This window comes from Pseudomonas sp., from assembly GCF_030683065.1.
GTDB lineage: Bacteria > Pseudomonadota > Gammaproteobacteria > Pseudomonadales > Pseudomonadaceae > Aquipseudomonas.
This window is the reverse complement of the sequence record NZ_JAUXMX010000007.1, coordinates 96,038-108,111: the sequence shown is the minus strand read 5'-3', so window position 1 is coordinate 108,111 and position 12,074 is coordinate 96,038. Positions and strand designations below refer to the sequence as shown.

11 protein-coding genes are annotated in these 12,074 nt (G+C 64.3%); 4 read left to right on the top strand and 7 right to left on the bottom strand.

Features of this window, described 5'->3' with window-relative positions:
- Positions 1–69 precede the first annotated feature (69 nt).
- Both ppa and Q8K09_RS01545 read right to left on the bottom strand, forming a co-directional pair.
- Positions 70–597 (bottom strand): inorganic diphosphatase, encoded by a 528-nt coding sequence (ppa, locus tag Q8K09_RS01550; protein WP_305253243.1) that lies wholly within the window; start codon positions 595–597, stop codon positions 70–72.
- Positions 598–673: 76 nt separating this feature from the next.
- A complete protein-coding gene (locus tag Q8K09_RS01545; RefSeq protein WP_305253242.1) occupies positions 674–1,513 on the bottom strand; it encodes a zinc-dependent peptidase in 840 nt (279 codons plus the stop codon).
- A 121-nt stretch (positions 1,514–1,634) separates the two neighbouring features.
- Here Q8K09_RS01545 and Q8K09_RS01540 point away from each other — a divergent pair, with 121 nt between their 5' ends.
- Positions 1,635–3,230: a protein kinase gene (locus tag Q8K09_RS01540; RefSeq protein WP_305253239.1), complete on the top strand. Its 1,596-nt coding sequence runs from the start codon at positions 1,635–1,637 to the stop codon at positions 3,228–3,230.
- Positions 3,231–3,291: 61 nt separating this feature from the next.
- Here the strand turns inward: Q8K09_RS01540 and Q8K09_RS01535 are convergent, their stop codons facing one another.
- On the bottom strand, positions 3,292–3,747 hold the full coding sequence (locus Q8K09_RS01535; RefSeq protein WP_305253238.1) for a GNAT family N-acetyltransferase: 456 nt from the start codon (positions 3,745–3,747) through the stop codon (positions 3,292–3,294).
- A 263-nt stretch (positions 3,748–4,010) separates the two neighbouring features.
- Between Q8K09_RS01535 and mpl the strand changes: the two genes are divergently transcribed.
- From mpl to Q8K09_RS01520, 3 genes are all read left to right on the top strand, one after another.
- Positions 4,011–5,360 (top strand): UDP-N-acetylmuramate:L-alanyl-gamma-D-glutamyl-meso-diaminopimelate ligase, encoded by a 1,350-nt coding sequence (gene mpl / locus Q8K09_RS01530; protein WP_305253237.1) that lies wholly within the window; start codon positions 4,011–4,013, stop codon positions 5,358–5,360.
- 164 nt (positions 5,361–5,524) lie between these two features.
- Positions 5,525–6,154 (top strand): flavin prenyltransferase UbiX, encoded by a 630-nt coding sequence (gene ubiX / locus Q8K09_RS01525; protein ID WP_305253235.1) that lies wholly within the window; start codon positions 5,525–5,527, stop codon positions 6,152–6,154.
- Positions 6,155–6,167: 13 nt separating this feature from the next.
- Complete coding sequence (locus Q8K09_RS01520) at positions 6,168–6,446, top strand: YceK/YidQ family lipoprotein (protein WP_305253407.1); 279 nt, start codon at positions 6,168–6,170, stop codon at positions 6,444–6,446.
- 45 nt (positions 6,447–6,491) lie between these two features.
- On the opposite strand, the gene Q8K09_RS01515 is transcribed toward Q8K09_RS01520, so the two are convergent.
- The 4 genes from Q8K09_RS01515 to Q8K09_RS01500 all read right to left on the bottom strand — a co-directional run bounded on the left by Q8K09_RS01515 (position 6,492) and on the right by Q8K09_RS01500 (position 12,043).
- The gene (locus tag Q8K09_RS01515) at positions 6,492–7,358 is read right to left on the bottom strand and encodes an MBL fold metallo-hydrolase (RefSeq protein ID WP_305253406.1); all 867 of its coding nucleotides are present in this window, start codon (positions 7,356–7,358) and stop codon (positions 6,492–6,494) included.
- Between the two features lie 101 nt (positions 7,359–7,459).
- Complete coding sequence (locus Q8K09_RS01510; protein ID WP_305253233.1) at positions 7,460–8,641, bottom strand: acetyl-CoA C-acetyltransferase; 1,182 nt, start codon at positions 8,639–8,641, stop codon at positions 7,460–7,462.
- Between the two features lie 137 nt (positions 8,642–8,778).
- Positions 8,779–10,551, bottom strand: a complete 1,773-nt coding sequence (locus tag Q8K09_RS01505; RefSeq protein WP_305253232.1) for an acyl-CoA dehydrogenase C-terminal domain-containing protein — start codon at positions 10,549–10,551, stop codon at positions 8,779–8,781.
- Positions 10,552–10,669: 118 nt separating this feature from the next.
- On the bottom strand, positions 10,670–12,043 hold the full coding sequence (locus tag Q8K09_RS01500) for a solute carrier family 23 protein (RefSeq protein ID WP_305253231.1): 1,374 nt from the start codon (positions 12,041–12,043) through the stop codon (positions 10,670–10,672).
- Between the last annotated feature and the right edge of the window lie 31 nt (positions 12,044–12,074).

The following is a 12,074-nucleotide window of genomic DNA, read 5'->3' as shown; positions in this document are numbered from 1 at the left end:
TCGTTGAAAGGTCAAAGGGCAGGCATAAAAAAACCGGCTTGTGGCCGGTTTTTAGGGGGTGGTGTCAGCTTATTTTTGGTAAGCCGCCACTGCCTTGAGAATCAAGTCGCGGGCTTCTTCAGCGCCGCCCCAGCCTTCAACCTTGACCCATTTGCCTTTCTCGAGATCCTTGTAGTTCTCGAAGAAGTGCTTGATCTGCTCGATCAGCAGGGCGGGCAGGTCGGTGTATTCCTGTACGTCTTTGTACAACACGGTGAGTTTGTCGTGGGGCACGGCGATCAGCTTGGCGTCGCCACCGGCTTCGTCGCTCATGTGCAGCACGCCGACCGGACGGGCGCGGATGACCGAGCCCGGAGCCACTGGGTACGGGGTCACGACCAGCACGTCGAGGGCGTCGCCGTCGTCGGCCAGGGTGTTGGGGATGTAGCCGTAGTTGGCCGGGTAGAACATCGGGGTAGCCATAAAACGGTCGACCATCAGGCAATCGATGTCGTGGTCGATTTCGTATTTGATCGGCGCATGGTTGGCCGGGATTTCGATGGCGACGTAGATGTCGTTCGGCAGGTCGAGACCGGCTGGAATCTTGCTGTAGCTCATGGAGTGACTCCCGGTTAGGGCTAAAAAAGTGGCGCGATTATAGGCATATTCCCCAGCCGTTGCTATGCCGGGGTGGCTAGCCATTGGTCGTGTGGTGGCGGTCTTTAGGCGTAGCGCGATAGTCAGGATGCTCCACTTGCAAACGCTGCAGGCGCGCCAGCGGGTTCTGGCGGTAGAACAACGCCAGCTGCGCATAGACCGCGGGGAAGGCCTCGACGAGCAGATCCGGAGCGCTGAAGAAGTACTCGCTGGTGACGGCAAAGAACTCTGCCGGGTCTTCGGCTGCGTAAGGGTCGATGGCGGTTGCGCTGTGCGGGTCGGCGTCGAGCTGGGCGTTCATGGCGTCATACGCGCTTTGCATGGCGCTGGCCCAGTCGCTGATGCGCATGCTGCTGTGCAGCGGCGGCAGGCCATTGGCGGCGCCATTGAGCATGTCCAGTTTGTGCGCCAGTTCGTGGATCACCAGGTTGTAGCCGTCCCAGCCACCGCTGGCGCACACGCCAGGCCAGGCGAGGATCACTGGCCCTTGCTGCCAGGCTTCGCCACTGTGCGCGCCATCCCATTCGTGAACCACGCCGCTGGCGTCGCGGTGGCGTTGCGGGCTGACGAAGTCGTCCGGGTAGAGAACGATTTCATGAAAGCTCTGGTACCAGTTGAGGTCTGCTAGGTGCAGCAGCGGCAGCTCGGCCTGCGCCCCCAGGGTCAGGCGATCGATGGCGTCCAGCTCGAGGCCGGGCAGGGCGCTCAGGTGTTTGCCATGTAAAAACAGCACGGCACGTTCGCGCAGGCGCTGCTCTTCGCGGGTGCTTAGGCCATCGAGCAGGGGCAGGCGCTGACGCACCTCGGCCCAGGTCGAGGCGCTTACGGGATGGCGGGCAATGATGCGCTGGCGGCGCCAGGCGCGGAACGACCACATGGGAACAGGCTCGGTTTGTATGGCTGCTCACCATAAGCGGCGCGTGTGTGTGCGGCAAGCTGCAGCGAACCGGCATAAAGGCTGCAGTGGATTGGGCAGTGGTACGCGGGGAGGGCTGCCGATGTCGATAGAACGCATGGATCATCCGACCGTCAGCCTGCTGCTGGGCTACGGCATAGACCTGCCAGCCCAGGCTGCGCGGGCGCGGGCGATGTGGGTGGCGGGCCGCCAAGGGCGGCCGCCGCTGTTGCTGGTGGCTCTGTTGTGGACGCGTGAGTGCCCCGATGTGGTGCAACAGTTGGAGCATTATCTGGATGCGCTGTTGGCTGACTATCGCTGCACGCCTGCGGGCTGGAGCGAGGCGCAGGCGGCGCGTCAGGTGTTGGCGGCGCTCAATCAGGAACTGTTCCGCCGCCGGCAGACGGGACGCAGTGTGCCGCGTATGGATGCTGGGCTGCTATTGCTGCAGGGCGGCGATGCGCAGTTCCTGCAGGCTGGTGCGGTGGGTTTGCTGCGCTACAAGGGTGGGGATTTGCAGAGCCTGCCGGGGCGTGATGATCTGCAGCTGGGTATGCAGGCCGAGTTGGCGCTGGTACAGCACAGTTTGCCGTTGGCTGAGGGGGAGGCATTGTTGCTGGCGCCGCAGCCGTTGCTTGCTATAGCCGATCTGGATGCCTTCCGTGCCGGTTGTGCGGGGCTTGCGGTGCAGGGCATGCCTGCGCTGTTGGCGCCCTGGCTCAGGGCGCCAGGTGCTGCCGTTTTGCTGCTGCCGGGCGCGCCCGCAAACCTGGCGCCGCCTACGCTGCGGGAGCAGTGGCCGGCAGCGCCCGGGGCCGTTGCGGGAAGCCAGTTGGATGGTTGGACGTTGCTCGGCGAGTGTTCGTTCGGGCCGCCCGGTCGGTTGTTCCAGGCGCGTGACGAAAGCGGGCGCGAGGCCTTGCTGTGGCTCGCCGAGCAGGCGGCAGACGAGGTGTTCTGGCAGCGTGAGTGGGCGTTGCGGCGCAGCCCGGTGGCCAGCTTGCCACGGGTTTTATCGTCGCACTGGCCGCGCCAGCATGCCTTCATGTTGTTCGAGTCGCCTGCAGCGGGCTTGCGCAGCCTGGTCGATTGGGTGGCGGCTCATGGACCCGTGGATGCGGTCACTCTGCTGGCCTTGCTCGATCAGGCCATTGCGGCGGTGCGCGCTCTGCAGCGCCGCGGCATGCAGGGGTTGTGGCTGAACCCGCGGAACATCCTGATCAGCCCGAACGGGCGTCTGCTGCTGTTGCCGGAGCATGCCGCGCTATTACCGGGCGTACCACGTCAGCAGTTGCCCGCCGAGGCTATTCCGCTGGCGCCGGAGTTGCGCGGTGAGCAGCGGGTGGATGGGCGTGCCGATCAGTTCGCCCTGGCGGCACTGGCCTATTGGTTGATCTGTGGGCAGTGGCCGGAAATCGCGCGCCCGGAAGGCGCATCGTCGAGTCGTTATGTTCCGCTGGCCAACTTTGCCACGCACTTGCCCGCTGGCTGGGACGGAGTGCTGGCGCGGGCCTTGGCGCCGCAACCTGCTGCACGGTTCGAGGCGCTGTCGGAGTTTCGCCAGGCGTTGAAACAGCCCCTGCAACACCCGCCAGCCCCAGCCCGGGCCAGTCTGCGCACTCAGCCTTGGCGGCTGGTGTTGCTCGCTGGCCTGGTGGCTCAACTGGGGGTTGGTTTATGGCTGAGCCTGCAGCTGTAGGTGCGCGCGCGATTCCCGCTCAGTGGCTGATCTGTCTGCTGGGCGGGGCGGCGCTACCCGCTCAGTCGCTGCTGATAGGCAGTATGTAGTTCTTGAACTGCTCGTCTTCGACGAAGCCGATTGACTCGTAGACCTTTTGCGCCACCTCGTTATCCCGGCTGGTGGCGACGCGCATGCGCACGGCGTTGGTTTCCTTGGCCATTTTCTTGGCGGTTTGCAGCAGACGATCGGCAACCAGCTGGCGCCGCGCCTCTTCGGCGACGTAGATGTCGTTGAGGATCCACACGCGCTTGAGCGAGAGCGAGGAATAACTGGGGTAGAGCTGACAGAAGCCGAGGAGTTTGTCTTCATCGTCGGCCATCGCCAGGTAAATCACCGATTCCTTGCGGCGCAGACGGGTTTCCAGGAACTTGCGCGAGGAGTCGGGAAAAGCCAGTTCGCCATAGAATTCACGGTATTTGACGAACAGCGGGGTCAGCAGGTCCAAGTGTTCCAGGGTGGCTGGGACGATACGCATGGCGAGCCTCGGCATTAGTAGTTGGCTGGGTTGGCACTGCATGAGCTATGCCAGCGGACGTTTCGATGCTGCCTAATGCTTTTGGAAAGTGCAATCCAAGCAAGCGTTTGATTTTTCGTCGTGCCCTGAAACGTGTCCGTGGATGATCGGTCGAAGTCTGCACACTACACGCCGAGATCGAGCGCCAGGCGCTGTGCTAACCTGCGGCAAGATTTTTCAGCGCCTGTTCTGGCCGGTTTTTGAGGACGCCTTTAAGGTAAATCATGCATATCCATATTCTCGGTATTTGCGGCACCTTCATGGGTTCGCTGGCCGTGCTGGCCAAGGAGTTGGGGCATCGCGTCACCGGCTCCGACGCCAATGTCTACCCGCCGATGAGCACCCAGTTGCAGGCCCAGGGCATCGAATTGACCCAGGGCTACGATGCCGCGCAACTCGAGCCGGCGCCGGATCTGGTGGTGATCGGCAATGCCCTGTCGCGGGGCAATCCGGCCGTTGAGTACGTACTGAACAAGGGCCTGCCCTACGTCAGCGGCCCACAGTGGCTGGCCGACCATGTGTTGCAGGGGCGCTGGGTGCTGGCAGTGGCCGGCACCCATGGCAAGACCAGTAGCGCCAGCATGCTGGCCTGGGTGCTGGAGCACGCCGGCATGAGCCCGGGCTTTCTGATCGGCGGGGTGCCGCAGAATTTCGGAATTTCTGCGCGCCTGGGAGGCACGCCGTTCTTCGTGGTCGAGGCTGACGAGTACGACAGCGCCTTCTTCGACAAACGCAGCAAGTTCGTCCACTACCGCCCGCGCACCGCGATCCTCAATAACCTGGAGTTTGATCACGCGGACATCTTCCCGGATCTGGCGGCTATCGAGCGGCAGTTCCACCATCTGGTGCGGACCATTCCCGGTGAAGGGCTGATCATTCACCCAGCGGCGGACGTTGCGCTGCAGCGGGTGATCGAGATGGGCTGCTGGACCCCGGTCGCCACCACTGGCGAAGGCGGCCAGTGGCTGGCGCGGCTGCTCAACGCCGACGGTTCGCGTTTCGAGGTGAGTTTCGAGGGTAAAACCGCTGGCGTGGTCGATTGGCAACTGACGGGCCAGCACAACGTGGCCAATGCCCTGGCGGTCCTGGCGGCGGCGCGGCATGTCGGCGTGGTGCCAGAACTCGGCATCGCCGCGCTGTGCAGCTTTATCAACGCCAAGCGGCGCATGGAAAAGGTCGCCGAAGTGAATGGCGTGACCATCTTCGATGACTTTGCCCATCACCCGACCGCTATCGCCACTACCCTCGATGGCCTGCGCAAGCGCATAGGTAGCGCGAAGCTGATCGCCATCGTCGAGCCGCGCTCCAATTCGATGAAGCTTGGCGCCCATCGCGATGGCCTGCCGGCGTCTGTGGTGCAAGCCGATTCGGTGTACTGGTACGCCCCGAGCAACCTCGGCTGGGATCTGGCGGCGACCGTGGCTGCATCCACGGTGCCGACCCAGGTCTGCGACTCCCTGGAGGCGATCATCGCCGGGGTCAAGGCCGAGGCCGCGCCGGGTACTCAGATAGTGGTGATGAGCAACGGCGGTTTTGGCGGTTTGCACGGCAAGCTGGCCGCGGCCCTTTTATAGAGAGCCAAAATTCGCGCTCAAAGCGTCGCGAGCGCAGATTAGGCAAGGCGAAAGCCTGCGAGGAAGCGGACTGAGCTCGCACGCGAGTTTACTGCTGTAAATGAGCATTCCGAGCAGGCTTTCAACGCAGCATAAGCAAGCGCAGCAGCTTTGAGAGTGAATTTATGAGCGGACCTGAACGTATAACCCTGGCCATGACCGGCGCTTCCGGCGCCCAGTACGGCCTGCGCCTGCTCGACTGCCTGGTGCGGGAAGATCGTGAAGTGCATTTTCTGATATCCAAGGCCGCGCAGCTGGTGCTTGCGACTGAGACCGATGTGAGTCTGCCGGCCAACCCCCGCGCCATGCAGGCGTTTCTTAACGAGTACACCGGCGCTACGCCGGGGCAGATTCGCGTTTATGGCAAAGAAGACTGGATGGCACCGGCGGCCTCCGGCTCTGGCGCGCCCTCGGCGATGGTGGTGGTGCCCTGCAGCACGGGCACCTTGTCGGCGATTGCCATGGGTGCCTGCAACAACCTGATCGAGCGCGCCGCCGATGTGGTGCTCAAGGAGCGGCGGCAGTTGATCCTGGTGCCGCGCGAGGCGCCGTTCTCCAGCATCCATCTGGAGAACATGCTCAAGCTGTCGAACATGGGCGCGGTGATCCTGCCGGCTGCGCCGGGCTTTTATCACCAGCCGCAGACCATCGACGATCTGATCGACTTTGTGGTCGCGCGGATCCTCAATTGCCTGGGCGTGCCCCAGGACATGCTGCCACGTTGGGGCGAACACCATCAGGTGTCGGGTGAGTAACCGAGTCGCGCGGATGGGCTGTCTGCTGCTGCTCATCCTGCTGAGCAGCGGTTGCGCCACGGTGCGCACCCTGGATGCCGCCAAACCGGGCGCGCCGGTGATTTATGCCGGCACCCGCCTGGACCTGTATGCGTTGAACAATGGCTGCTGCGCCGAGGCGCGCTTCGGTGCCGAGGCGCCCAGATACCCCGGCATCGACCTACCCGCCAGTGCCCTGCTGGACACTCTGTTGTTGCCGTTCTCGCTGGCGACCGAATTGGGCGTAAGCCTGGGCGTCAGCGGCGGGCTTTAACGGCAGCGGTGCGCACGGCGGAGTGCGCACCAAATCATTGACTGCTTATTCGGCCAGCTTGCACACGCCGGCCTGGGCATCCGCAAGGCCGTAACGGCCCTTTTCATCGCGCGCGACCCGGCCCATGGCGATCTGTGGGTCATGGGTGAATACCAGGCGACCGCCGCGCTCGACCAAGTCCGCCAGTAGTGCCGTTTTCTCTTCGATCAGGCCTTCGGCAAAGCGGTCATAGCCCATGGTGATCGGCAGGTGCACCCAAGGCGCACCAGGGATCAAGTCGCTGGGGAAGACCACCGGCCCGCCAGGCATGGCCACTTCCGGCAGCAACAGCCCTGGGGTATGGCCATCGCTCCAGTGCAGGCGCCAGTCTGGGCCGAGCAGTTGGCAATGTGCGGTTTCTTCCAGCAGGGTCAGGCGGCCGCTGCTTTCCAGCAAGGTCAGCAGCTCCGGGATATACGAGGCGCGGTCGCGGGCATGGGGCTGGCAGGCGCGTTGCCACTGGCGCTTACCGGTAACGAAGCGGGCATTGGGGAACAGCAGCCGCGCCGGTTGATCTTTTTCCCAGGCAGCCAGCAGGCCGCCGGCGTGGTCGAAGTGCAGGTGGCTAAGCACCACGATGTCGATATCGGCATCGCTCAGGCCCAGTTCGGCCAGGCTGTCGAGCAGTACGTGGCGCTCTTCCTGGACGCCGAAACGCTGTTTCAGCTCGGGGCTGAAGAAAGCGCCGATGCCGGTTTCCACCAGGATATTGCGCTCGGCGTCCTGCACCAGCAGGGCGCGGCAGCCGAGGTCGATGCGGTTCAGTTCGTCGGGCCTCATCCAGCGCTGCCACAGCGCCTTGGGGGCGTTGCCGAACATGGCGCCGCCGTCGAGTTTCTGGCTGTTGCCGGTGAGGGTGGTCAGGGTGCGCATCATATTCTCCTCCAGGAGCTGCTTTGGGTGCGCACGCGGACGCGAGGCACGGTTCGGCAGGCCCCTGGGCGGCCGCGCGCACCCTAAGGTCGGGGTGCGGTTCAGTCGCGCTCGATGGCCAGGGCCACGCCCTGACCGCCGCCGATGCACAGGGTGGCCAGGCCCTTGTGCGCGTCGCGGCGAACCATCTCGTGAATCAGGCTGACCAGGATACGGCAACCGGACGCGCCGATGGGATGGCCGAGGGCGATGGCGCCGCCGTTGACGTTGACTTTGGCACTGTCCCAACCGAGTTCGCGGCCGACGGCGATGGCCTGGGCGGCAAAGGCTTCGTTGGCCTCGATCAGGTCGAGTTGGTCGAGGCTCCAGCCGGCTTTTTCCAGGGCCTTGCCGGTGGCGAACACTGGGCCGATACCCATGATCGACGGGTCGACTCCGGCGCTGGCATGGGCCTTGATCCGCGCCAGTATCGGCAGGCCTAAGGCGGCGGCTTTCTCGGCGCTCATCAGCAGCACGGCGGCCGCGCCATCGTTGAGGGTCGAGGAGTTGCCGGCGGTGACGCTGCCGTCAGGCTTGAAGGCCGGACGCAGTTTGCCCAGCGAGTCGAGACTGCTGTCGACGCGGGGTTGCTCATCCACCTGGAACAGCAGGCTGTCGGCATAGCGCTGGGGGATTTCGATCGGGGTGATTTCCGTGGCGAAGCGTCCAGCCTCAATGGCCGCGCATGCGCGCTGCTGCGAGCGGGCGGCGAAGGCATCCTGTTCTTCGCGGGTGATGCCATATTGCTCGGCCAGGTTTTCTGCGGTGATGCCCATGTGGTAATCGTTGGACGCATCCCACAGGCCGTCGTGGATCATGCTGTCGAGCAGCCGCCCGTGGCCCATGCGCAGGCCATTGCGCGCCTGCGCCATGACGTAGGGCGACAGGCTCATGTTCTCCTGGCCGCCGGCGATGATCGCATCGGCATCGCCGCAACGGATGGCCTGGGCGGCGAGGATTACCGCCTTGAGGCCGGAGCCGCAGACCTTGTTCAGGGTCATGGCGGGCACTGTGTGTGGCAGGCCGGCCTTGAGCACCGACTGGCGCGCGGGGTTCTGCCCGGCGCCTGCGGTGAGTACCTGGCCGAGGATCACCTCGTCGAGTTGCTCGGCGGGCAGGCCGCTGTCGGCAAGCAGGCGGCGGATCACCGCGGCGCCCAGTTCTGGCGCCGGGATCCGGCTCAGCGAGCCCTGGAAGCTGCCAACGGCAGTGCGGGTGGCGGCGACTATGACGACTTCACGCATAAGGTTTCCTCGCAGGCGATGCGCCTGGCGATAGTATCGGGTGCGCGTGGCCTGGGCGGCCCCGCGTACCTGACGGCTTGAATAAAAAAACGCGACGCCTCGGTGGGGACGTCGCGCAAACGCTCAACTATTGCTGCTTAGAACTGCTCGGCGTCCAGCTCATACAACGGCGCACTGCCGGCACGGATGCTGGCTTCCAGGCTCAGGGTGCGCGGTAACAAGCGGGTGAAATAGAACGACGCAGTGGCCAGCTTGCCACTGTAGAACGCTGGCTCCTCGTCGCGCTTGGCCTCGGCTACCGCGACCATGCGGGCCCACATATAGGCGTAGGCGACGTAGCCGAACAGGTGCAGGTACTCCACCGAGGCGGCGCCTACTGCATTGGCGTCCGTCTTGGCTTGTTCAAGCAGCCAGCCGCTGACCGCCTCCAGGCGCTCCAGGGCGGTGACCAGTTCGCTGCCATAGGGCGTTTCATGCTGGTGGGCAAAGTGGCGAACTTCGGCTGCGAACTGGCGCAGCCCGGCACCACCGTTGGCCACCACCTTGCGTCCGAGCAGGTCGAGGGCCTGGATGCCATTGGTGCCTTCGTAGATCTGCGCGATGCGCACGTCGCGCACCAGTTGCTCCTGGCCCCACTCGCGAATGTAGCCGTGGCCGCCGAATACCTGCTGGCCGTGCACGCAGCTTTCCAGGCCAATGTCGGTGAAGAAGGCCTTGGCCAACGGGGTGAGCAGGGCGACCAGGGCTTCGGCCTGTTGGCGTTCCTCGGCGTCTGCGGAGAACTTCGCCAGGTCCAGTTGCTGGCCGACGTAGCAGGCAAACGCGCGGCCGCCTTCAGTCATGGCTTTCATGCTGAGCAGCATGCGGCGCACGTCGGCGTGCACGATGATCGGGTCGGCGGCCTTCTCAGGCGCCACTTTACCGGTGGCGGCGCGGCTCTGCAGGCGGTCGCGGGCGTAAGCGGCGGCAGCCTGGTAAGAGGCTTCTGCGCAGCCGATGCCCTGGATGCCGATAGACAGGCGCTCGTAGTTCATCATGGTGAACATCGCCGCCAGACCTTTGTTCGGCTCGCCGATCAGGTAGCCGCTGGCGGCGTCGAAGTTGATCACGCAGGTGGCCGAGGCCTTGATGCCCATCTTGTGTTCGATCGAACCACAGCTCACCGCGTTGCGCGGGCCCAGGCTGCCGTCAGCATTGACCATCACCTTTGGCACCAGAAACAGCGAAATGCCCTTGGGCCCGGCCGGCGCGCCTGGCAGCTTGGCCAGCACCAGGTGGATGATGTTTTCGGTCAGGTCCTGCTCGCCGCCGGTGATGAAGATCTTGCTGCCGCTGATCGCGTAGCTGCCGTCGGTATGCGCTTCGGCCTTGGTGCGGATCAGGCCCAGATCGGTACCGGCATGGGCTTCAGTCAGGCACATGGAGCCGGCCCAGCGGCCTTCGTACATCGGCGGCAAATAGGTGGTCTTCAAGGCTTCGCTGGCGTGGGCGTCGATGGCCAGGCAGGCGCCGGAACTCAGCGCTGAATAAAGAGCGAAGCTGTTGTTGGCGCCATAGAGCATTTCCTCGAAGGCCACCGCGAGCATCTTGGGCATGCCCATGCCGCCGTAGGCCGGGTTGCCGGACAGGCCGACCCAGCCGCCTTCGATATAGGTGGTGTAAGCCTGCTTGAAGCCAGCCGGGGTGCGCACCTCGCCGGCGATCCACTGCGCGCCTTCCTCGTCGCCGCTGCGGTTGAGCGGGGCGATCAGGGTGCCGGTGACCTTGGCCGCCTCTTCGAGGATGGCGTCGGCGGTGTCGGCGTCTACGGTCTCGGCCAACGCTGGCAAGCGTGCCCACAAGGTGGGGGCGTCGAAGACTTCGTGGAGGACGAAACGCAGATCGCGCAGGGGGGCGTTGTAGTCAGGCATGGGGCACCTCAAAGCAGAGTGCCGCAGGTGAACCTGCGGCGTGGAAACCAGGGGCTGCGGCCGTTTCATCGCGCTGTGCGATGAGCCGGCAACAGGCTCTCAGTAGGGGTATAGCGCGTCAGTCGACCTCTGGCGCGCCGCTGGTCTTGTCCTTGGCCGAGGTGAACTTGAGCAGGTGGGTACGCTCGACCAGGATGTACAGTGCTGCACCGGCGGCCAGGCCCCAGCCTGCGCCATAGACAGCCAGAACGACACCCATGGTGCCGGCGACGCCGCGTTCGGTGTTGTTGTTGAGCTGCTCGAAACCGACCATCAGGCAGATGTAGCCAGTGAGGATCAGGGTCAGCGACAGGGCAATCGGCAGTACCGGCTGGAAGAAGCTCACCAGTGGCAGCATGAACAGGGCGATGAAACCGGTGATCCAGAAGGTGCCACCGCCGCTGTAAATCGAGTCCATGGCCTTGCGCCCGTACTTGTAACGCTCCGCCATGGTTGCCGCGACGGCAGTCCACAGCGGGCCAGCCAGGCCTGGGTAGGGGGCGAAGAAGGCGTGCAGGGCGTTGCGCAGGGCGGTTACCAGGTGTACCCGGTCGATGTTGTTCTCGATCACTTCATCTGGGCGCAGTTCGTCGGCGCGCTGCATCAGCGACTGGCCGACGATGATGTCGCCGAAGGCGATGATGTAGGCGATTACGGCAGTGGGTACCGCCAGCAGGAACACGTCCAGGCCGGGGAAGCCGACGTTGAACGGCAGGTAGTTCCACATCTCGGCGAAGGCTGGTGCGGTGATGCCGAATTTCACGTCGGGCATCTTGTACTCGCCGACGGCGATGCCGATAAAGATGGCGATCAGCATCCCCGGCACCATGCCGTAGTTGACGATCTTGCGGGCCAGGGGCACGCGCTCGGTGAGGCCCTTGAAGGATACCGAGAACATCAGGTAGAGGCAGATCAGGCTGCCCAGCACCAGGGAGATCGGGGTGTTGGCCAGGCGTCCGCCGGTGGAGATTTCGCCCATCAGTGCGGCGATACCGGCGCCGATGATGATCCCGCCTTTCATCGAGTTGGGAATGACCTTCACCAGGGTACTGCCCAGGCGGGTGACGCCGAGCACCAGGAAGATCACGAAGACCAGGAACTGCAGGGCAAACAGCGCCTGAATCGCTTCCGGGCCGGGCTCGAAGTTGCCCAGGAACAGCAGCACCACCGGGATGCCCGGGGTGATCCAGCCGGGCACGAAAGGCACGCCGAGCAGCGCCGGCAGCATAAAGCCGATGCCGCACACCACCACATAGGCCAGGGCCACGTCGTAGGGCAGGCCAAGGTATTTTTCCAGCAGCGGAATCATCGCCAGGCTGACCACGAACATGATCAGGGCCTGGAGCATCTCCGCGGTTTCCCAACGGTAGTGGATAAACGGCAGGCGTACCCGAAAAGGCCCGAAAGACCAGCACGGTTGCTGTTCGCCATCTTTGCGTTTGTACAGTTGCATAGGGTTGCCTCCGTCGGCACCGCGCATTCAG

What these genes read in the sequence shown, in the direction of transcription:
- ppa (WP_305253243.1), bottom strand. Translation starts at nt 597, where the DNA reads ATGAGCTACAGCAAGATTCCAGCCGGTCTCGACCTGCCGAACGACATC.
- Q8K09_RS01545 (WP_305253242.1), bottom strand. Translation starts at nt 1,513, where the DNA reads ATGTGGTCGTTCCGCGCCTGGCGCCGCCAGCGCATCATTGCCCGCCAT.
- Q8K09_RS01540 (WP_305253239.1), top strand. Translation starts at nt 1,635, where the DNA reads ATGTCGATAGAACGCATGGATCATCCGACCGTCAGCCTGCTGCTGGGC.
- Q8K09_RS01535 (WP_305253238.1), bottom strand. Translation starts at nt 3,747, where the DNA reads ATGCGTATCGTCCCAGCCACCCTGGAACACTTGGACCTGCTGACCCCG.
- mpl (WP_305253237.1), top strand. Translation starts at nt 4,011, where the DNA reads ATGCATATCCATATTCTCGGTATTTGCGGCACCTTCATGGGTTCGCTG.
- ubiX (WP_305253235.1), top strand. Translation starts at nt 5,525, where the DNA reads ATGAGCGGACCTGAACGTATAACCCTGGCCATGACCGGCGCTTCCGGC.
- Q8K09_RS01520 (WP_305253407.1), top strand. Translation starts at nt 6,168, where the DNA reads ATGGGCTGTCTGCTGCTGCTCATCCTGCTGAGCAGCGGTTGCGCCACG.
- Q8K09_RS01515 (WP_305253406.1), bottom strand. Translation starts at nt 7,358, where the DNA reads ATGCGCACCCTGACCACCCTCACCGGCAACAGCCAGAAACTCGACGGC.
- Q8K09_RS01510 (WP_305253233.1), bottom strand. Translation starts at nt 8,641, where the DNA reads ATGCGTGAAGTCGTCATAGTCGCCGCCACCCGCACTGCCGTTGGCAGC.
- Q8K09_RS01505 (WP_305253232.1), bottom strand. Translation starts at nt 10,551, where the DNA reads ATGCCTGACTACAACGCCCCCCTGCGCGATCTGCGTTTCGTCCTCCAC.
- Q8K09_RS01500 (WP_305253231.1), bottom strand. Translation starts at nt 12,043, where the DNA reads ATGCAACTGTACAAACGCAAAGATGGCGAACAGCAACCGTGCTGGTCT.